20 protein-coding genes are annotated in these 20089 nt (G+C 63.3%); 15 read left to right on the forward strand and 5 right to left on the reverse strand.

Annotated features, from left to right (window positions below):
• Positions 1-24: 24 nt before the first annotated feature.
• The 9 genes from ACT86A_RS00350 to ACT86A_RS00390 all read left to right on the forward strand — a co-directional run bounded on the left by ACT86A_RS00350 (position 25) and on the right by ACT86A_RS00390 (position 8140).
• On the forward strand, positions 25-897 hold the full coding sequence (locus tag ACT86A_RS00350) for an alpha/beta hydrolase (protein ID WP_445089927.1): 873 nt from the start codon (positions 25-27) through the stop codon (positions 895-897).
• 192 nt (positions 898-1089) lie between these two features.
• The gene (locus ACT86A_RS00355; RefSeq protein WP_445089928.1) at positions 1090-2244 is read left to right on the forward strand and encodes an LLM class flavin-dependent oxidoreductase; all 1155 of its coding nucleotides are present in this window, start codon (positions 1090-1092) and stop codon (positions 2242-2244) included.
• Between the two features lie 245 nt (positions 2245-2489).
• The gene (locus tag ACT86A_RS00360) at positions 2490-2990 is read left to right on the forward strand and encodes a flavin reductase family protein (protein ID WP_445090300.1); all 501 of its coding nucleotides are present in this window, start codon (positions 2490-2492) and stop codon (positions 2988-2990) included.
• A 119-nt stretch (positions 2991-3109) separates the two neighbouring features.
• A complete protein-coding gene (locus ACT86A_RS00365) occupies positions 3110-3424 on the forward strand; it encodes a hypothetical protein (RefSeq protein WP_445089929.1) in 315 nt (104 codons plus the stop codon).
• A gap of 293 nt (positions 3425-3717) precedes the next feature.
• Positions 3718-4779 (forward strand): ABC transporter permease, encoded by a 1062-nt coding sequence (locus ACT86A_RS00370; protein ID WP_445089930.1) that lies wholly within the window; start codon positions 3718-3720, stop codon positions 4777-4779.
• Positions 4780-4859: 80 nt separating this feature from the next.
• Positions 4860-5531 carry an MspA family porin gene (locus ACT86A_RS00375; RefSeq protein WP_445089931.1) on the forward strand — a complete coding sequence of 224 codons (672 nt, stop codon included), beginning with the start codon at positions 4860-4862 and terminating at the stop codon, positions 5529-5531.
• Positions 5532-5609: 78 nt separating this feature from the next.
• Positions 5610-6275, forward strand: coding sequence for an MspA family porin (locus ACT86A_RS00380; RefSeq protein ID WP_445089932.1), 666 nt, complete (start codon positions 5610-5612; stop codon positions 6273-6275).
• A 271-nt stretch (positions 6276-6546) separates the two neighbouring features.
• Positions 6547-7398: a fumarylacetoacetate hydrolase family protein gene (locus ACT86A_RS00385; protein WP_445089933.1), complete on the forward strand. Its 852-nt coding sequence runs from the start codon at positions 6547-6549 to the stop codon at positions 7396-7398.
• Entirely contained in the window at positions 7391-8140 is a 750-nt protein-coding gene (locus ACT86A_RS00390; protein ID WP_445089934.1) for an SDR family NAD(P)-dependent oxidoreductase, read from the forward strand. Before ACT86A_RS00385 ends, ACT86A_RS00390 begins: the two co-directional genes overlap by 8 nt.
• Before the next feature lie 427 nt (positions 8141-8567).
• On the opposite strand, the gene ACT86A_RS00395 is transcribed toward ACT86A_RS00390, so the two are convergent.
• From ACT86A_RS00395 to ACT86A_RS00410, 4 genes are all read right to left on the reverse strand, one after another.
• Positions 8568-8969: an acyl-CoA thioesterase gene (locus tag ACT86A_RS00395; protein ID WP_445089935.1), complete on the reverse strand. Its 402-nt coding sequence runs from the start codon at positions 8967-8969 to the stop codon at positions 8568-8570.
• Complete coding sequence (locus ACT86A_RS00400; protein WP_445089936.1) at positions 8966-10597, reverse strand: AMP-binding protein; 1632 nt, start codon at positions 10595-10597, stop codon at positions 8966-8968. The genes ACT86A_RS00395 and ACT86A_RS00400 overlap by 4 nt, the downstream gene beginning before the upstream one ends.
• Positions 10598-10771: 174 nt before the next feature.
• Positions 10772-11170, reverse strand: a complete 399-nt coding sequence (locus ACT86A_RS00405; RefSeq protein WP_445089937.1) for a RidA family protein — start codon at positions 11168-11170, stop codon at positions 10772-10774.
• Positions 11171-11222: 52 nt separating this feature from the next.
• Positions 11223-11984, reverse strand: coding sequence for an SDR family NAD(P)-dependent oxidoreductase (locus ACT86A_RS00410; RefSeq protein ID WP_445089938.1), 762 nt, complete (start codon positions 11982-11984; stop codon positions 11223-11225).
• Positions 11985-12055: 71 nt separating this feature from the next.
• Here ACT86A_RS00410 and pcaF point away from each other — a divergent pair, with 71 nt between their 5' ends.
• From pcaF to ACT86A_RS00440, 6 genes are all read left to right on the forward strand, one after another.
• Complete coding sequence (pcaF, locus tag ACT86A_RS00415; RefSeq protein ID WP_445089939.1) at positions 12056-13258, forward strand: 3-oxoadipyl-CoA thiolase; 1203 nt, start codon at positions 12056-12058, stop codon at positions 13256-13258.
• A gap of 150 nt (positions 13259-13408) precedes the next feature.
• Positions 13409-13690, forward strand: a complete 282-nt coding sequence (locus ACT86A_RS00420) for a GYD domain-containing protein (protein WP_445089940.1) — start codon at positions 13409-13411, stop codon at positions 13688-13690.
• Between the two features lie 758 nt (positions 13691-14448).
• Entirely contained in the window at positions 14449-15822 is a 1374-nt protein-coding gene (locus tag ACT86A_RS00425; RefSeq protein ID WP_445089941.1) for a hypothetical protein, read from the forward strand.
• Between the two features lie 223 nt (positions 15823-16045).
• Complete coding sequence (locus tag ACT86A_RS00430; RefSeq protein WP_445089942.1) at positions 16046-16690, forward strand: 3,4-dihydroxy-2-butanone-4-phosphate synthase; 645 nt, start codon at positions 16046-16048, stop codon at positions 16688-16690.
• Between the two features lie 202 nt (positions 16691-16892).
• Entirely contained in the window at positions 16893-17519 is a 627-nt protein-coding gene (locus ACT86A_RS00435; RefSeq protein WP_445089943.1) for a GntR family transcriptional regulator, read from the forward strand.
• Between the two features lie 413 nt (positions 17520-17932).
• The gene (locus ACT86A_RS00440; RefSeq protein ID WP_445089944.1) at positions 17933-19204 is read left to right on the forward strand and encodes an MFS transporter; all 1272 of its coding nucleotides are present in this window, start codon (positions 17933-17935) and stop codon (positions 19202-19204) included.
• An 85-nt stretch (positions 19205-19289) separates the two neighbouring features.
• Here the strand turns inward: ACT86A_RS00440 and ACT86A_RS00445 are convergent, their stop codons facing one another.
• Positions 19290-20018, reverse strand: coding sequence for a FadR/GntR family transcriptional regulator (locus ACT86A_RS00445; RefSeq protein WP_445089945.1), 729 nt, complete (start codon positions 20016-20018; stop codon positions 19290-19292).
• Between the last annotated feature and the right edge of the window lie 71 nt (positions 20019-20089).

Raw genomic sequence — 20089 nt, forward strand, 5'->3', positions numbered from 1 at the left:
CATCGATCCGAGAAGGATGGGGCGATGAAAGCGCAACCCAGGAAGTGTGATCCCACTGGCTACCGGACGTTTCTATTTCCGGATCGGTACGAGCCCGATTGGCGTTCATTTTATATCTCGTCCTATGAGCAAACGCTCGATCTGAGTGTCCGGACGAATTCCAAGATGGGCATCCTGTACGGAGCGGACCCATTTCAGACTCTCGACATATTCGCGCCGCCCGGAGTATCGGATGCACCGGTGCTCCTCTTCTTTCACGGCGGCGGGTTCCGTGAAGGACATCCTTCCCATTACGGATACCTCGGCGAAGCGTTTTTGGAGCGTGGAGCTGTGTTCGTGAGTGTCGGATATCGATTCGAGCCGGACCATGGATACCCGGACTACGTAGCAGACGGCGCACTAGCCCTGAAGTGGGTATTCGATAACGTAGCGGACTGCGGCGGAAGCGCCGACAAACTTTATGTCGCAGGCCACTCGGCCGGAGCGAATATTTCTGCGTTGCTCAGTTTCCGCGGTGACTGGATAAAGGCCGCAGACCTACCCTCCGACGTGATCAAAGGGTGCGGACTCATCAGTGGCGGATACGATTTCACGATCACCGATCCGCTCTATCCGGACCAGGACGAACGCCCGGCCGAGGCGAGTGTCGTGCACGATATCCAAACCACTCCCGAGCGGGTCGTTGTCGCACACGGATTCCCGGAGGCCCAGAGGTTGGGCCAGAGTGGGGATTTCTTCAGAAATCAGGCCGAAGCTCTCGTCCACGACCTTCATGAGATCGGTTGCCGCCCAGACATTGTAGTACTTCCCGATACCGACCATCTCGCCATGGCGCAAGCTCTCGGTGACAAATCATCGCCCTTGTATGCCGCGATGAGCCGGATGCTTTTTCCGTGACCTGATTTCCGGAGCGTCGGTGCTGAAAAGCGGTTTCGACTGCAGGCGGCAGCACCGGTCGGCATTGCCGAATCAGCAGCTCGATCGACCGCCATCAAATAGGTTGGAGATTAGCAAATGTCACCTTTCAATCGATCACCTCTCAATCAATCCGAGACAGTCGAAACTTTGTCGTCGAGTATGAAGTTCGGGATGTTTCTCGCTCCGTTCCACCCCGTGCACGGAAATCCAACCCTCGATCTGCAAAGGGACCTCGACCTGGTCGTCCATCTCGATGAACTCGGCTTCGATGAGGCGTACTTCGGCGAGCACCACTCCGGTGGTTACGAGACCATTGGGTCGCCCGAAATCATGATCGCCGCGGCGGCCGCACGCACCAGGCGAATCAGGCTCGGCACCGGTGTCGTATCAGCGGTGTATCACCATCCGTTCAACACCGCGGAGCGCATCGTCCTGCTCGACCACCTCACTCAGGGGCGTGTGATCCTCGGGCTCGGCCCTGGTTCACTGCCGTCCGATACGGCGCTGTTCGGCATCGACTACGGCTGCATCAGGGCACGTCTCGAGGAGGCGACCGAAGCAATCGTGCATCTGCTGACATCCGATGAGCCGCTCACCATGGACACGGGGTGGTTCAAAATGGTCGACGCGCGGTTGAACCTGCGCCCATTCCAGCGACCCTGCCCCGAAATCGTGGTTGCCGCGATGGTCTCGCCGTCCGGTCCGCGCCTCGCCGGCAAACATGGCCTTCCTTTGTTGTCCATCGCGGCCAGTACTCCGGGCGCTTTGGCAGTGCTGTCCGAGCACTGGGATATCCTGCAGGACCGGGGACGTGAGTTCGGTGTAGCTCCGGCCCCGCGCTCCGCGTGGCGAATGGTAGCCCCCATGCATATCGCCGAGACTCGCGAGCAGGCCGAGCGGGATGTCCAATTCGGTATCGATAAGTGGGGCGAGTACTTCTTCCGCGACAAGGCGGCCTTCGATTCGATGACGAAGAACCTCGCCATCAACGAGGACACCACACTGGTCGACATTGTTCGAGACTCGGGGGTCGGCGTGATCGGAACCCCTGATGACGCAATCGAGCTCATCGAGCGGCTGCAGGAGAGTTCCGGCGGGTTCGGCACGTTCCTGATCCTCGCCAGCGAGATGGCGAACAGCCTGGCTACGAAGCGGTCGTACGAGTTGTTCGCCCACTACGTGATACCGCATTTCCAGGGGCAGCTTTCGCGCCGCATCGAGCGCTGGGACAACGTGCGGGATCAAATGGGCGAGTATGCAGCGCAATACGCCAATGCTGTCGCCAGTGCTCGAGCGCAGCACGAAAACGATGTCAAAGGCCTCTGATCAGGCTTGATCGGGAACGGCGGGGCCAGTTGCAGTTTGTGCCGGGATTGCCCGCGGGGACGGAGACAGCGGATCACGGCGTCAGCCGTCGCGGGTGGGCAATCGATATCGACAAGCCGTTCCCACTCATGTCCGCGAGCTGTCTTACCCCTGCGGGACACCTGCCCCGCGGACCTGTTAGTAGAGATAGAAGGAGTCCCGAGGTGACGGGTTCCGGCCCTGCGACTTTCAATGTCGCGTCGCCTATGCAGCATTCCGGCGAGCAGCTTTCCGCTGGCGTTCTCCGCGAGGCGTTCGGCTGCTATCCATCGGGGGTGGTGAGCATCTGCGCGATGATGGATGGTGCGGACGGTCCAGAGGCCGTGGGGATGGTGGCGTCGAGTTTCGTCACCGTCTCGTTCGAGCCGCCGCTCGTCGCTTTCTGTGTGCAATGGTCGAGCACCACGTGGCCACGACTCGCAGGGGCGCCCCGCCTCGGCGTGTCGATACTCGCGGAGGCTCAGGGTGCACTGGCCCAGCAGATGGCCTCGAAGCACGGAGATAGGTTCAAAGGCCTGGATCTGCATGTGCGTGATACCGCAGTCTTCGTGGAAGGCGCGGCGGTGTGGATGCTCTGCTCGGTTGAGTCGACGTTCGACGCGGGTGACCATGGGATAGTTCTCCTGCGTATCGAGGCTCTGACCACATCCGCTACGGCCTCCTCACTCGTTTTCCACCGCTCGAAATTTCGCGCTCTGGCGCCCTGACTTTCGCCACCAGTGCGGCGTTGCGCAAGAACGTGATTCGCCGCAATCCCGCCCGCCAGGTCGTTGCGGGAAGCCCGTTGCGGACCAGATACTTATCGCGAACATCGGAGGTTCGATCCTTGATAGTCGTCGCCGAAATGGATGGTTTCAGCGTCACCGACGCAGAAGATTTCAACGGGTTCCATATCGATGCCGGCGGTGTCTCGCAGTCTCGGTTCGCCGCTCTGCTGGCGCAGTGCCACGAAGTCTCTGCTCATGACAGGCCCGACCACGCCTGGGTTCGTATCGCTTTCCTGCACGAGCAACTCGGGACTTCACGAGATCATGCGCGCCGTGAAGGCCTTGCGAGGATGCTTTCCTACGCTGCCTCGAAAGGGTGGCTCAACGATCTGGAAACACACGTTGCGGCGCACGTCGTCAACATCTCGCATTGATCGTCACACGCCCTGGCGCGCCGCGATCGGCGCCGTGTCGCTCGGAAATCTTGTAGTTCTGGCGAATTGCCGGGCCCCCACCGGTTCGGGTGGCATCCCGCGTCGGCTCCCGTTGTCCGCCGAAGAAGGTTTCGGCTGCTTTTCCGGTGGCATCGGAAGAGACCAACTGCAGGCGGGGAGTGTGATCGGGTGCTCGTCAATAGGAGCGGGGTCCGGTAGGTGAGATCGGCGGCGCGGGGATATCCGATCCGGATGAGCTTTTCAGTCTGGTGTACGAAAAACTAGGAAACAGCATGAACGACGGCACCATTACGGATAACCGCGGTACAGCAGCGCGGGCGGCGAACATATTTCGCGGACCGCTCGCGCGACTCGAGCTAGCCCGAGAGCGGCCTCCGACTGCGCGAACTATCCATCAGAAGTACGGTCTGCTCTTTCTGCTCATAGCGGTGGTTGTCTTCTTCGCTGTCGAGCCGTCGACCCGTGCGCTGTTCATCAGCATGCCGAATATCAAAGACCTCTTGGGCGCGCAGAGTATCGTCATCGTCCTCGCGATGGCCTCGATGTTCCCGCTCCTCGCGGGACGTTTCGACTTTTCGGTGACCTACAACGCCGCATTGTGCTCGATGGTCAGCGGCGTCGTGGTGGGCAATCACGGCGGCGATCTCATCCTGGCGGTGATCGTAGCGCTCGTGGTCGGCGCAGTTGTCGGCCTCGTCAACGGCTTGCTCATCGCTTACCTGAATTTGAGCTCCTCCGTTCTAGTGACGTACGGGAGTGCGATGATCATCTATTCGATCATGCTGATCATCAGTCCGGACATGTCCACGCCGCCGACCGAATTCGTCACGCCATCCTGGATCGGTGTCCCGCTTTTCGTCTTCATGACCGCTGCGGTATGCCTCGGGGGTTGGTGGCTGGTGCAACACACCCCGTTCGGTCGAAACCTCGCAATGTCGGGCGGGAATTCGACGGCAGACCGGTCGATCGGCATCAACGTGAAACCCCTTACTCTCGCCACGTTCGGCCTGGCCGGCGTCCTGTCCGGAATTGCCGGCACTCTGATGCTGGCGGGCGCGGGAGGCGAAAATCCCCAATCGCCGGTAGATCTTCTCTGGGCCGCTCTCATCGCTGTATTCGTCGGCGCGACAGCGATCCGCCCGGGGGAATTCAACGTCGTCGGCACCGTGCTCGCTGCGCTGTTTCTCGCGGTCGTGGTGAATGGGCTGCGTAGCTGGGGGCTTTCGCCGTTCGTCGAACCGCTCGTGTATGGGATGGCGTTGCTCGTGGCCTTGTGGAGCTACGTCTTCTCCCATCGCGGGGACACGCCGACGAGTGTGGCATTGGATATGTGAACCGATACCCACCGAACCATTTTCCTGACGCCGACGAGATCATTTCCAGTCGGTTCGCTCAACCCTTCCAAGGAATCCAAATGAAGCTCCCAGGACTTGTCATTTCCAATCTCGTGCCCGTCGGTACCGCCGCGGCCGCCGCTCTTATCGTCGCGACAACCTCGACCGGCACGGCCGCCGCCGATGTGTTTGTTCCGTTGCCGGACGGCGAGAAGTCCGCTCCGAGTGTCACGCTGTCGCGCGTCGGCGAGTATGCGGTGATATCCCCGTCTCTTGCGGCTAATGGCGCCGGCAGGGTGGCGTGGGTATCGGGTCAGATCCGTGCCGAGGTAACCGACACGCCGGAGGGCACCGTCGGCCCATGGAACGGGCCGACCAATGGCCCCGGTACCAACAATTCCTCGACACATGGTGCGTCGCAGGTGAATACGGGTTACATCATCGGCTGCCAGGTCGCTATCGCCAGCGACGCGGTGGGTGCGGGTGCCGGTTTCTCTCTGGGTACGGACGGATCATTCGGTGGATCGGGCTCGCTGGCGGTGAATCTGGGCCCTGGCCAGGTGACGTTTGTGCGGGTCGAGAAGAAGGACATCACTACGGCCGGGACGTACAGCATCGAGTACCGCGATGTGCAGATAGATGTGCAGGGATGCGCTGGTTACGCGCAGGCCAGGGCTTACAGCGTCGTGGAGATCATCGGCGAGCACTACTCGAAGACGACCCTGTACGGGCAGCCGTTCAGCCTCGGGTGACACGCTGCCGACGTTGATCATCCGACCGAATTCCCCACAACGACGTAACCATTCACCTCGAGCATTTCAGGATTCGATATGACACGTACTCTTGCCACCGGCGCGCGGCTGGCCGTTGCCGGTTCCGCGGGCGCTCTCGCCATTGGCCTTTTCTCGGCAGGCGCGGCCAACGCCGACACCTTCGTTCCGTTGCCGGACGGCCAGATCGTGAAGACTCTGTCCGATGGCACCGTCATCACCCTCAGCGCCATCGGGCAGTCGGCGAATATTTCGCCATCGATGGGGGCCACACCGGTGCACCGAAATGTTTGGGTCAGCGGCACCGCCACCGTACATTTGGATGGCGGCGACGGTAGCATCGGCTGGATCCAACCCGGCTATATCGTTGGCTGCCAAGTGAATATCTCCGGCGGTGGCGTGGGTGGCGACGCCGGTGTCGCTGGTGCGGGCCAGAGTGTGACAGGCACGGCAGGCGCGAACGCCAACCTCTCCCTGGGGCCCGGCCAGGTCGTCAACTACAACATCCTGGATCTGGAGTACCCGGACAACTACGGAAACGAGCGGCACGACAACGGCAATGCGTTCTACAGCAAAGACGCCAGTGTCTCCTGGTCTGATTCCACGCTCGGTGTGACCGGTTGCGCCGGCTACGCCCAAGCCCGTAATTACGTCAGCCTGGAAATCGAGACCAGCAATGTGATCAGCTACGTCACGCTGTGGGGTCAGCCTTTCAGCATCGGCTGAAGTGGGTCCGCAATTCGGCGGTCCGGCATAGATTTCCCATCGTCGAGTGACCGGGAGTGTAACGAATTCGCTTTGACACCAGCGCCTGCTTTTAGGATACTGGATACAGTTCACCCCATCGCGGCTGTCATGCTCACGCTGCGGTGGGGTGCCGCTGGTTCGAGCGAGGCATCGTCTCCGGTCGAGATCTGACGGTCGCGGTGCTCGACCTGGGTGGCGCGGCCGGTCGCTGCAGCTAGACACACCTCGAGGAAAGGACCCCTACAGTACTATGAAAATCTTCAGGGCAGGCCCGGCCGGCGGTGAGAAACCGTTTGTCAGCGTCGCTGATCGGACGTATTCGCTCGGTCCGCTCACCTCGGATATCGATTCGGCCTTTCTCGGAAACGGGGGTGTCGAGGAGGTTCGGCAGGCCTTGGCCTCGGGTGTACTGCCCGAGAGCGATTTGCCGGCGGGAATCAGAATCGGCTCGCCTATCGCTCGACCGGGTTCGGTCATCTGTGTAGGGATGAACTACGCGGCTCATGCCGCCGAGTCGGACTCGACGCCGCCCGAAACGCCGGTGATCTTCCTGAAGCCTGCGAACACGGTCGTCGGCCCGCACGACGATGTCACCATCCCGAAGGGCAGTAGCAAGACGGATTGGGAAGTCGAGTTGGGCATCGTGATCGGCGCGGCAGCGGAATACCTCGACTCGGTCTCCGACAGCCGGGGCCACATCGCCGGTTTCGTGGTTGTCAACGATGTCTCGGAGCGCCGATTCCAATTCGACGATTCGGGCGGTCAGTGGAGTAAGGGGAAGGCCGCACCCGGGTTCACGCCGACCGGCCCGTGGCTGGTGCCGCCCGATGCGGTCGACGCGTCGGGGTTACGTCTGCGAACGTGGGTGAATGGCTCTGCGCGACAGGATTCGTCTACCGCGGACATGATCTTCAGCGCCGAATACATTGTGTGGCACCTGAGTCAGTACATGCGCCTCGATCCGGGCGATCTTGTCCTGACCGGCACGCCCGAAGGGGTCGCGCTTTCCGGTCGTTTCCCCTACCTCCGGGATGGCGACATCGTCGAGATGGAAATAGATGGTCTCGGTCGTCAGCGGCAGCGGTTCGTGAATCATGGATGAGTCGCCGGAGTTGGCCGGACGGGCTGCGCTCGTCACGGGCGGGGCATCGGGGATCGGTCGCGCGGTCGCGGTAATGCTGCACCAGCGCGGCGCGCAGGTAGCCGTTCTGGACCGGACCGAAGCGTCGCCGGATACCGGCATCGTCGGTATCTCCGCGGATGTCACGTCGGATAGTGAGGTTTCCCGCGCGGTCGAGCAGTTCGTCGAAGTCGCCGGCCGGGTCGACATTCTGGTCAACTGCGCGGGCATCGGTGCACAGGGCACCGTGCTCGACAACTCGCTGGACGAATGGCGCCGAGTCTTCGACGTGAACCTGTTGGGGGTGGCGCGCGCAAGCCGCGCCTGCATCCCGCACCTGCGTCGATCCGATGCGCCGGCCATCGTCAACATCACGTCCGTGGCTGCGACGACCGGTCTCCGGCAGCGGGCCCTCTACAGTGCGAGCAAGGGAGCCGTGGACGCGCTCACACGTGCGATGGCCGCAGATCTGCTCGTGGACGGGATACGTGTCAACGCGGTGGCACCGGGCACGGTCGACACCCCATGGGTGCAGCGTCTGCTCGAATCCTCGGACGACCCCGAAGGTGCACTCACTGCCCTGCGTGCGCGGCAACCGCATGGGCGTCTGATCACCGCGGAGGAGGTGGCGGCCGCAGTGACCTACTTGGTCGGACCGCGGTCCGGATCGACAACGGGCGAGACGCTCACGGTGGACGGTGGTTTGAGTCGACTTCGCATCTGACAGTCGCCGGGCGGCTGCGACCGCGCTTTCACCTGCCGACTCCACAGCGCGGCAGGCCGCGGTTGATCGGGCATGGTGATGCTGTGTGCGGGTGACGGCCGAGACAGCTGTGGGTGCGTTGCGGGGATGGGCGACTGTCAGGTGATCAATGCGGGCGAGCTGGTTTGACCGCGAGTCATGGCTCGAGGGCTGTCTCGATGACCGGCAGGGCGCCCATACGCTCCGATGACACGCTCGGGCAAAAAGCGAGGTGTTGTGAGCCCCTTCGCACCCGGCCGGGGACGCCACCATCACCCGATAACGGGCTGAGCCCAAGTCGGAAATTATATGCCGAAAATTCGACTAGCATCAAACATGCGGCATATAGCCTGTCGGTTCGAAGGTCGAGACCTGGCCCGGACTGCAACCGAGTCCGGGCCGGGCCCGGTCAATCGGCGGTTTTCACCAGAGCGCGGACGTGCTCGGGCCAGGGAACTGCGCGTCCCTCGGCAGGGTCGATGTGCACGGCGGACATGGCGCCGCTGACGGCGACTTCATCGCCACGCTGGACGGTGAAGACGTAGCGGATCGAGCTTCGTCCCAGGGCCGCGAGCTCGAGCCTGATGGTGATTCGGTCCCGGAACCACAGCCGGGCGTGATAATCGACCTCGTAGCGGACCCGGGGGATGACACCGAACAGGTCCGGCAGCCCGAGCTGTTCGTGCAGCTCGGCTTCGGCCGCTTCGACCCAGCGGACTACGGTGGAATGGTGATAGTGGCCGGCGGCGTCGGTGTCGGGCCATTCCACGATTCGCGTGATCGTCACCGCCGGGCCGGATTCTGCGGTCATTGCGCTTCCGTGGTCTCGCGCGAACCCAGTTCGCGAAGTTGGAATCGCTGCAGCTTGCCGGTGCTCGTCTTCGGGAGCGCGTCGATGAACTCGACCCTTCGAGGGTATTTGTAGGGAGCGATGCGCTGCTTGACGTACTCCTGCAGTTTCGCAGCCAGCTCGTCGTCACCCTGGACCCCCTCGCGCAGAACGACGAACGCGCTGACGATTTGACCCCGCGCCGGGTCCGGCAGTCCGACAACGCCGCATTCCCGCACATCGGGATGTTCGAGCAGCGCTTCCTCGACTTCGGGGCCGGCGATGTTGTAGCCGGAGGAGACGATCATGTCGTCGTTGCGGGCTTGGTACCAGAAGTAGCCGTCGGCGTCCTGGATGAAGGTATCGCCGGTGATGTTCCACCCGCCCTGCACGTAGGTGCGTTGCCGAGGGTCGGCAAGGTAGCGGCAACCCGTGGGCCCTTTGACCGCGAGTCGTCCCGGTTTCCCGGGCTCTTGCGGGTTGCCGTGCTCATCGAGCACCGCCGCGACGAAGCCCGGTACCGCACGACCGGTGGAGCCGGGGCGAATCTCATCGTCGGCGGCGCTGATGAAAATGTGCAACATCTCGGTCGCCCCGATGCCGTTGATGAGCTTGATACCGGTCTGTTCGAAGACGGACTGCCAGGTGGCGGCGGGAAGATGCTCACCCGCGGAGATCGCGCGCCGCAGCTTCGACAGCGAGTCCGCTTTGCCGGACGCGAGCATGGCGCGGTACGCGGTCGGCGCGGTGAAGCAGACCGAGACATGGTGTTGCGCGATCAGCTCTGCGAGCTGGTCGGGTGTCGCCTTCTCCAGCAGCAACGTCGAGGCGCCGACGCGCAGCGGGAAGATCACCAGGCCGCCCAGTCCGAAAGTGAACGCCAGCGGCGGCGTGCCGGTGAAGACATCGTCGGGTTCGGGCTTCAGCACTTGCGCCGAGAACGTGTCGGCGATCGCCAGGATGTCGCGGTGGAAGTGCGCTGTGGCTTTGGGGCGGCCGGTCGTTCCCGACGTGCACGCGATGAGGACCACGTCCTCGGCCGCGGTGTCGACCGCCGCGAACTCCTCGGACCTACCCTCGATGGCGGAGCTCAGACCTCCCTCGCCGCCGTACTCGACGACGCGGAGACCGGGAATGCCGGAGGCGACGAGTTCGTCGACGAAACGCGCGTCACACAGTGCGAAGTCGACGGCGGCGATTTCCGCGATGGCGGCGATTTCGCTCCCGCGCAGCAAGGGCATGGTGGTGACTGCGACCGCGCCAGCCTTGATAATGCCGAACCAGCAGGCGACCAGCCACGGGTTGTTGGGACCGCGCAGCAGAACACGGTTGCCCGGCACGATGCCGTGGTCTTCGGTGAGGACCGTCGCGATTTGGTTCGAGACGCGACGCAGGTCGCCGTAGGACCACGGGTCCGAGCCGGGTGCGAGCAGGCACGGCCGGTCGGCTCCCAAGCGATCCGCGACCTTGTCGAGCAGCTCGACCGCGCAGTTGAGCCGCTCGGGATAATTCAGGCCGGGAAGATCGAAGAGCAGCTCGGGCCACTCCTGCTCGGGTGGAAGATTATCTCCGCAGAAGGTGTCGATGTGAGCGGAGGGGACAGGCGGCATGGCGTCGCTCCTGGGGTGTGCGCGCGTCGGTGTTCAGTATGCAGTGCATTGTTCGCAACGATCGCAAATAATTCAACATATAGAGAGGTGGTGCGGTGTTCGCGGCGGCCCCGACCGCAGGATCGCGGCGCTCGGACTTGTCGTCACGCCGGTGGACTGGAGAGGAACTCCTGGTCAGTCGGGCAGAACGGCGTAGCCCTGCAGCTCGACCATCGCCTCGGCGTCCCACAGGCGGGAAACTCCGATGCCGGCCATGGGGGGGTACCAGGCGCCGACAAGTCGCTTCCACACTGCACCGATGGCGCGAGACTCCGCCTGGTAGGCATCCATGTCAACGATGTAGATGGTGAGGCTGGCCAGGTTCGACGGGGCGCCACCCGCGGCCTCGAGTGCGGCCAGCAGGTTGCCGAGGGCCTGTTCGAACTGCTCGGCTATTGTCTCGCCGACAATCTGGCCCGACGGGTTGAGCGCGGTCTGGCCGGCGAGGAAAACGATCCTTCCGGAACCCACCGCGGCGTGTGAGAAGCCTTTCGGTACGCCCAGTTCGGGTGGGTTCACGAACTCGAGGCTCATGCCGCGCCTCCGTTGCATCGGATCGACTGTGGTGGGTGATTTCGTGGGCTGTTCATGATTGGACTCCTCCGCCATCGATGGTCAGGCCTTGCCCGTTGATGGCTGAATTGGTGATACACAGTGCGACGACATCGGCCACTTCATCCGGGTGCACGAGGCGCTTGTTGGGTTGCTTGGCTTCCAGGGCTGCGCGTGCCTCCGCAGGGGTGAGGCCGGTCTTCTCGGTGATCGAGTCGACGGTCTGCTGGGTCATCGGGGTATCGACGTATCCCGGGCACACCGCGTTGACGGTGATGCCTTTGCTCGCCAGCTCGGCTGCTGCCGAGCGGACCACGCCCAGGATCCCGTGTTTGCTGGCGGTGTAGGCGCTGATGTACGGCTCGCCGTGCTTGGCCGCGACCGACGCGACGACGACGATTCGTCCGTGCCTTTTCTCGATCATGGCCGGGACGGCGCGGCGGATGCACCGGAAGGGTGCGGTCAGGTTCAAGTCGAGCATGTGCGCCCACTGCTCGTCACTGGTCTTCGCCAGCGGTGCCGAGGTGCCCGCGCCGGCATTGGCGATCAGGACACTCGCGTCGCCCCAAGTGTCTTCGACCGTGGTGAACAGCCGGTCGATGGCCTCGGTCGACGTGATGTCCGCGGGCACCACGAGGGTCTCCCCGGCGCAGAGGCGGGCGGTTTCGCGCAGTTCGTCCGCACTACGCGAAACGAGCGCCACACGGTAGCCCTCGCGGCTGAGTCGCGTCGCCACAGCACGGCCGATACCTCGGCTGGCGCCGGTAACGACGGCCACGGAATTCGAGTTGGACATTTCTAGACCTTGCCATGTAATGATTACGACCGTCAAGATTACGATATACTATAGTCGATGTCAGGAAGATCATGAGTGAAGCGTTTCTCGTCAGCGGTGTGCGGACTCCGTTCGGTCGGTACGGCGGCGCACTGGCAGACGTCCGGCCTGACGATATGGCCGCTCATGTCCTCACCGGTCTGATGGGGCGCAATCCCACGGTGGACTGGAGCGCAATCGACGACGTCGTCTTCGGGTGTGCCAATCAGGCCGGCGAGGACAACCGCAATGTCGCCCGGATGGCCGTCCTGCTCGCGGGTATGCCGGTCGACGTTCCCGGTGTGACGTTGAACCGGCTGTGCGGCTCGGGGCTCGACGCTGTGGCTTTCGCTGCCCGCAGCATCCGTTCGGGCGACGCCGATCTCGTGATCGCCGGCGGTGTGGAGAGCATGACCCGAGCACCGTTCGTCTTACCGAAAGCGGAAACCGCTTGGGGTCGTACGTCCTCGATGTACGACACGACTATCGGCTGGAGGTTCGTCAACCCGCGTATGGAGCAGCGCTACGGCATCGAATCGATGCCGGAGACCGCTCAGATCGTCGCCCAGGAGAACGGTATCGCGCGGGAAGATCAAGATGCCTTCGCGTTGCGATCGCAGCAGCGGGCAGCTGAAGCGATCGCCTCGGGACGCCTCGCACGCGAGATCGCTCCGATCGAAGTCGCGCGGCGTCGCGGTGCCGAGCGGCAGACCGTCGCCGTCGACGAGCATCCTCGGGAGACCTCGTTGGAGGCTCTCGCGAAACTCCGCCCGATAACGCCGGACGGGAGCATTACCGCGGGCAACTCGTCAGGCGTGAACGACGGTGCTGCCGCGGTGCTCATCGCCTCCGAGCGGGCTGTCGCCGCGTACGGTTTGACGCCACTGGCCCGGGTCACGTCCGCCGCGCATGCCGGAGTTCCTCCGCGTGTGATGGGTATCGGTCCGGTGCCGGCGACGCGCAAACTGCTCGGCCGCGCGAAACTGAGCATCGGCGATATCGATCTCATCGAACTCAACGAGGCTTTCGCCGCCCAGGCGCTGGCCGTATTGCGGGGTCTCGGGCTGCCCGACGACGCCGCGCACGTCAACCCCAACGGTGGCGCCATCGCGCTCGGGCACCCGCTCGGCGCGAGTGGCGCACGGCTCGCGCTGACCGCCGCGATGGAGCTCGCCGACCAGAAAGTACGTCGTGCGGTGGCGACCATGTGCATCGGCGTCGGCCAAGGCGTCGCGGTGCTGCTCGAGGCTGTGTGAGACGGGCGATGTGACGCCACCTACGGCTACGACGTGCTGGACGTGCGATCGCGGAATCTGTCGAGCACAATCCCCGGCCGCGCTGCACCACCGGCCCCGGACCACCTGACACCGATCCTCAGTTCGAAAGGACATGCGATGCGCTGTTTCATGATGGGAAAGCACCTGCGTACCGGCCTTGCGCAGCCCGAGCGCCGGGGCGAACTCACGATGGCCAAGGCCGCCGAGCTCGGAATCGTTGTCATCGAGCGCTGTATGACCGTGGGCCGATACGACTTCTGCTCGCTGCTGGAGGTGCCGGATGTGGCCACAGCCACAGCATTCAGCCACTGGTTTCGCCGTAAGGATTTCGGTGATTCCGAGCTGCTGTTCATTCTGGACGACGATGAGGTCAAGAAGACCGCCGAGCTCTCGACAGCTGACGTCTCCTGAGCTTTTCCGGTCGAATACCTCGATAAATCGGGTCTGCTCACCGGCCTGGATCGGTACGCCGGTCACCGCGACAACCTTCCGTACCGAGTGACTACCTCTTCGGATGCGCTGCGGTGGAAAAACTGCGCTGCGGCACCGAAGTTGTTCCCATTCTCGTGCGCTGTCCGTGCAACTGGGACGGACGCGTCCCGGCATGCAGCTGCGGCCGTTGGGGCAACGCCGACACGGTGCATGATGTCGTGCGGCGGTGTACCGGCCGCACGGGCGCCACCGAGTGCTGGTGTCCCGGTCAGTTCGTCAGGGGTGGTCATTGCACCGCCTCTTGGCCGAATCCGGTTCACCGACAGCGCTTTCGACACGCAGATCGGCTGTGGCCCGGGGTCCACGTCGAGGCGGTCGTTGCCAACCCGTTCGGCACATCGCAATCCGTAGGTTCGTCTCGGTCGGTCGCGCCGGGCGGTGGGGGATCCGAGTTCGCGATCGGCGCGTTGCGCCGGTCGACGGTTGTATCTTGCGCGGACACATTTGGGCAGGGGGAAGGCCGCGTCGTTCACTCGGTGATGTCCGAGATTCGCGCAGGCCAACGGGCCCGACCGGGTGATGCGCACCCGCCGCTTGCGGCGGTGCGGCCGGGGCTCCGAGCGGCAAGGGCTTTCCGCATCGGCATTGACTCCCGAACGCGGGCGACCTAGTCTCGGATACTGGATACAGTGGGCGTGGCCTGGTGTACTTCCCAGTCGTGGCCGGAAAGGGAGAACATGACGGAGAAGGCTGGTAGACAGAACCTGCAACAGCTTATCGAGGGTGCCGGTGGTGCGGCGAAGCTGTTGCGTGGGAACAAGATGGGATTGCCCACGCAGGGTTACGCGCTCACGCCGTTGGAGTTCACCAACTGGCGGGATGAGCAGCGCGCGTGGAAGGACAGCGTCGCACTGCTGGAGTTGTCATATTTCATGACCGAGCTGCATTTGCGTGGGCCCGAGGTCATTGCCTTCCTCAAAACACTGGCGGTCAACAAGTTCGATCCGTTCAAGGTGCGCCGGGCCAAGCAGATCGTCTTGGCCGGGCATGACGGGAACATGCTCTCGGATGGCATCATCTTCCACGAAGAGGAAGATTTCTATCGCATTGTGGGATTGTCTCCCGCTGTTGACGAATGGGTGCTCTACAATGCGGCCGACAGTTCTTTCGATTTCACGATCGAGCATAAAGACTTGTCGCTGCCTCGCGATGTGTTCCGCATGCAGGTCCAGGGCCCGTATGCGCTGTCGCTGGTGACGGAGGTGGCCGGCGGAAGTCTGCCGGACGTTTCGTTCTTCGGGATCGGCGAATTCCAGATCGCGGGAAAGAATGTACGCGCTCTCCGGCATGGCATGGCCGGCACAGCAGGGTTCGAGATCTACGGCCCGTGGCAACATCACGATGCGGTGCGGGAGGCGCTGGAGGAGGCGGGAGAAAAATACGGCCTGCGAAAGGCCGGTGACGCCGCCTACCGCTCCACTGCCCAGGAGTCCGGATGGCTGGCGGAGCCGTTGCCCGCAATCTACTCCGGCGATGCGTTCAAGGCATTCCGGGAAACGCTGGATGCGACGTCCTATGCGGCAATCGGCTCCCTTGGCGGAAGCTACGTCTCGGACCGTGTCGAGGACTACTACGTGGATCCGGTCGAGGCCGGTTACAGCTGGCTCATCGACTGGGACCGCGATTTCGTCGGGCGAGACGCGCTGCAGGCAAAAGCGGACAACCAACACCGCCAGAAGGTGACTCTGGAATGGAATGACGCCGATGTTGCGAGCGCCCTCGCATCGACGTTGTTCGGGCCGGGACCGGGAGCGCGGTTCATCGGACTCCCCACTCCCTTGAATTCCTTTTATACCGCCGATTCCGTGCTGATGAACGGCGAACATATCGGAGTATCTCAGTGGGCGTCGTACACCGCTAACGCTCGGCACGTAATTTCCACCGCTTTGGTGGCGAACGAGTACGCGGAACCGGGAACGGAGCTCACCCTCCTGTGGGGAGAGCCCGATTCCATGCGCCTGCCGGTCGATGCTCACGAGGTTCGCGAGATCAGGGTGACGGTTACCCCCTCGCCTTACTTCGAAAAGGTGATCAAAGCCGGCAAGCAGTGAGCAGCATTCCGATCGATCGGCCGAAAGGGCCTCGATCATTCCGTTCGAGGCCCCGCCACCGCGATGTTCGGCAGCACGTCGTTCGAGGTGGCGGCCGGCGTCGTGCCCGAATGTCCGGTGACAGGTCACCTTTGCGGTCGGCGAGAGCACGTAGCGACCACGCCGCGTTCGATGGGTCGGAACGAAGAATTGGATCAGCCGCAACAACAGTGGAGGAGTCGAGATGACCGGACAGCCTCGGGTGGAGGAAGTGCTGCGTGATCTCGCCCAGGGGCGGATGGTGGTTTTATGCGGCTCGTCGCCTGGGGAGGCTGTACTGACCCTCGCGGCAGAATTCGCCACGACGGCGTCGCTCGCGTTCATCATCCGGCACACATCGGGGTTCGTCAGCGTCGCAGTGCGCGAGGCAGACTGTGTTCGGTTACAGCTCCCACCGATGTGGCCACTGACGGATTCCGGCACCGTCGGCGGGTTCACGGTGACGGTGGACGCAGCCTCGGGTATCAGTACCGGAATCTCTGCCGCGGATCGTGCGCGCACCATTCGGGCGCTCGCTGATCCCCGGTCGCGGGCATGCGATTTCACCCGTCCGGGTCACGTGGCTCCCATCCGTGCGCGCCGTGGCGGCATCGCGCAGAACCCGGGGCCGGTGGAGGCGGTGGTCGAACTGTTGACCCGTGCGGGAGTGCGACCGATCGGAGCGATGGCGGAGTTGGTCTCCGAACTGGTGCCGACGTCCACTGCAGGAGCCCGGGAAGGTGCGGAGTTCGCGGCAACGCACGGACTATCATTTGTGTCGGTCGACGATGTCGTCGAGTACTGCTTGATCCGTGACGCCTCGCCGCCTGCGCAGTTGTCTATGACATGAGCGACGACATGAGCGATGCGCCATCGCCCCGCGGTGGTCGAGATTTCATCGTTGGAGACTCTTGATCAGAGTTGTTGGATACACGGAGAGGGATAAGCAAAACATGCAGGGGACGCGACTGGGGGAAATATCGACCGAAGGGCGGGCATCATCGCCGCTGAGTCCGCTTCCCATGCACGATGCGTCCACTATTCGGACCGAAGTGTTGAAGCGACTCCGGTCGGCGATCATTCTCAACGAGATCCCGCCCGGGACTCGGTTGATTCAGACATCGCTGGCAACGCAGCTCGCGGTGAGTCGGATGCCGGTCCGGGACGCCATCAATGACCTGATCAGTGAAGGGCTCGTGGAGTCGCTGCCCGGGGGCGGGGCCACGGTGTCGACGCTGTCTGTGGCGGACATGCGGGCGGTGTACGCGGTTCGTTCTCCGCTGGAGGTGGAGGCGGTGCGGTGGGCGGCCGCCACGCCGGGGCTGGACCTGAGTGCTATGGATGCCGTCCTCGAACGCAAGCTGGAAGTGTCCCAGGCCGGGGTGCCAGGACTGAGTACCGAGGAACTCTGGGATCTCGATCGCGATTTCCACTGGGCCATCTATGCCGCCACCAGGAATCGGTTCCTGCTCGCTGCCCTGGCACCGGTGTGGTCGCAGATCAGTCGGATCATGTTCGCCGTGCACTCGATTCCGGACTACAGCGAAGTCGCGTGGCGAGAACACGAGGCGATCGCGCAGGCGATCAGGGACGGGGATGTGGATCTGGCCGAGTCGCTTACCCGCGAACATCTCAGCCAGGCGGCCAACACCTTGATCGGCGCACTGGCGGCCGCCTGATCCGGACGATGTTCGTTGATTGCCGCCGTGCGCCTGCAACGGCCGACCTAGAAGTACGCGGACGGGCTGAACTGTTGCGATAGCGTCTCGCCGCACTATCTCCGCATGTCGAACACGGAGCCTCACCGGGCGTCGTGGGCGGGCCGCTGCGGAACCCTCGTGAGCGAGATGATAGACCTGATAGGAGTCTGGATACGGGATACTGGAATCTGCCTCGCTACGGGGACTCCAGGCCACGACGATCCTTTGGTCTCGACGTTCGACCGGTTGAGTCCGCCATAACCCAGAAATGGAATCAATGATGATCAGTTACTCGTCTGTCGGCATTTCCCTGGAAATGACCGGCAAGGAATTCCTGTGGCACGCGCGGTATCAGGTCGTTCGCTACGACAGCCATACGCTCACATTCTGAGATGGGCTTTTCGAGAAGAACCTCCGCGACTTCGCCAGAGGGGCGAGTTTGGCTGCGCGCCGCACCGGCGGTGTTCCTGCTCGCGTGGGGTGGCAATCACTTCACGCCGCTATTGAATATGTACGAGACCCTCGGAGACTACGCAAGCTGGCAGGCGAACTTGCTTCTCGGGCTGTACGTATTCGGACTTGTTCCGGGATTGCTCGTCGCCGGTGGGCTGTCGGATCGCTTCGGACGTAGGCCGATTCTGCTTGTCGGCACTCTGATGGCGGTGCTCGGGAGCGTTCTACTTGCGGCCGGTCTGCACATGTTCATTCTGTTGTGTATCGGAAGGGTGCTGGCCGGAGTTGGTGTGGGTGTTGCCATGTCGGTCGGCACGACATGGATCAAGGAGCTTTCAATGGCGCCCTATGATCCTGCTGCCGAGCCGGCCGCGGGGGCGCGTCGGCCGACGCTGACGCTCACCCTCGGATTCGGGCTCGGCGCCGCGGTCGCGGGCGTGCTCGCGCAATGGGGGCCGGCGCCTGCGGTACTGCCGTATGTCATCCATGGAGTATTGTCCGTCGGTGCGGTTTCGCTGGCCGTTCAGGCGCCCGAGACCCGCATGCCCGCGATGCGGGCATTGGATCGACCATCGCACAGTCTGCGAATGAGTCCCGACAGTAGGCGCCGATTCCTCGATATTGTGGTGCCCGCGGCGCCGTGGGTTTTCGCCGCCGCCGGTGTGGCCTATGCGATCGTGCCGGCCACTCTGGAACAGCAGCTCGGTGGCTGGACGACCGCATACGCGACGCTTCTCACGGTGGTGACCCTCGGAACCGGAGCGCTCGTACAGAAGCTCGTGCCTCGGCTGGAACAGTGGACGCGCGGGCGGTCGCTGGCTGTCGGGCTCAGCGCCATGACCGCGGGTTTGGCACTCGCGGCGGTTGCCACCTGGCTCCACCACCCGGCATTCGGACTGCTCGTCGCGGTTGTCCTGGGTGCCGCGTATGGGGTATGTGTCGTCGCCGGGTTGATGCACGTCCAGTCGATCGCCACGGCGCAGAACCTGGCCGGGCTGACCGGAATCTACTACGCCCTGACCTACACCGGATTTCTGCTGCCGACCGTACTGGCGGCTCTGCTTCCCTTGATTTCCTACCCCGGATCACTAACCCTGGTCGCGGTAGCGAGTTTTCTGTCCCTGGGGGCAGTAACCCGGAATTTGAGGCGGTTCAGTCGAGTTGTTGTCATCGAATCCGAAATCTCGGAGGAAATTCGCACGCCACTGTAGCAGGGCGGCGCGCGGGCGGGTCGGTGGCTCGACAGTCGGCACCGCTACGGTCGACTCTCACCCGAGTGTGTTTGTCCGGGATTCGCTAGGAGTTGGCGATTCGGTCTTGGTAGAAGCGAACAATGTGGGCGGCCGCCAATTCGGCGGCTGCCTGCCCGTCGCCCTTTCCGATCGCGTGCAGGATTGCTTCGTGTTCATCGACCAGCGAGTTCGCGACGGCGCGCCAGTCATCGAAACCGGCGAATGCCTCGGCCATCTCGCGTTCGACGGCGCCACGCAGCACTTGCATGAGATCGGCGGCCAGCGCATTACCGGAGACACGCGCGATCGTCAGGTGGAATTCGGTGTCCAGTTCATTGAACTCCGGGTAATCGGAGTCCGCGGCGCGCATCGACTCCACAAGGCTGCTCAGCCTGCGTAGGTCGTCCTCGGTTCGCGCGGCCGCGGCGGCGCTCGCTGCGCTGCGCTCCAGTTGCACCCGCGTTTCGACGAGGTCTGCCAGCTTGATGTTGGCGAGCGCGATATGCAGTCGCAGCAGGTTCGTCAGCGCGGGGGTGGACTTGTCGGTCACCACCGAGCCGGAACTCTGACCGGATCCGGTCCTGGATTCGATGATGCCCATGGCCTCCAGGGCGCGCAGCGCTTCGCGCACGCTGGTCCTGCTCACACCCAGCATCATCACGAGTTCCCGCTCGCTGGGCAGCTTCTCGCCGGCGCGCAGCGTGCCGTCGAAGATTTTCTGCTCGATCTGGGCGAGCACCTGTTCATGAGTGCGAACTCGCCGTACCGGCTCCCAGCCCACTCGGGCGCTCACGAGATAGCTTTGGTGATCGACATTTTCTCGCTCCTGTGAGGTTCGGGTCCGATCAGGGATAGGCATGCGGA

The organism is Nocardia glycosmidis, assembly GCF_052545115.1.